Consider the following 680-nt stretch of genomic DNA (forward strand, 5'->3'; position numbering starts at 1 on the left):
TGGCGACGAGGTCGGCGGCCTGCTGCTCCCACTGGGCGTAGGCGTCCGGGTACGCGGAGACCTGCACGGTCTGGGCGGCTTCGGTCAGCGGCATGTCGTGCCAGCCGTCGATCTGCTTGAGGCCCTTCTGGAAGGCCATCGTGGAGTAGATCGGGTCGGTGATCTGCTCCGGGCTACCCCAACCACTGGACGGGCGCTGCTGGAACAGGCCCAGCGAGTCGTGGTCGTTGCGGTCGCCGAGGTGGCCCAGGTTCTCCAGCTTCGACTCCTGCAGGCTGGTGGCGATGGAGATGACCGCGGCCCGCTCGTCCAGACCCGACTTCTTCGTCGCGGCGATGATCGCCTTGACGTTCGCGGTCTGCTCCGCGTTGAGGTCGATGCGCGACTGCTTGCCCTGCACGCCGTGCGGGATCAGCTTGGCCTTGTCGACGCCCGGCTTGTCGGCCTGCACGGCCACCGCGACGGGCGTGGCGTCCACGACCGGGGCGGCGTGCGCCTCGGTCATCGGGCCGGCGAACACGCCACCGGCGAACGCCAGACCAGCGATACCCAGAACACTCTTACGCAGCATGGTCGTCTTCATGAGGGAAGCTCCTTCGGGGGATTGGCCCACACACGCGCCAAGGGGGGTCAGCGCGTGGGGCAAGCACCACGAACAGGGGCGCTCAAAAGCAAGGGGG

At 68.2% G+C, this 680-nt stretch carries 1 protein-coding gene; it reads right to left on the reverse strand.

The genetic code is table 11. The features are described from left to right. The coding region (locus V6U81_RS29055; RefSeq protein WP_334494243.1) for a hypothetical protein at positions 1–583 on the reverse strand (583 nt) is incomplete at its 3' end. Between the last annotated feature and the right edge of the window lie 97 nt (positions 584–680).

Source organism: Micromonospora lacuserhaii, assembly GCF_036902735.1.
Classification (GTDB): Bacteria; Actinomycetota; Actinomycetes; order Mycobacteriales; family Micromonosporaceae; genus Micromonospora.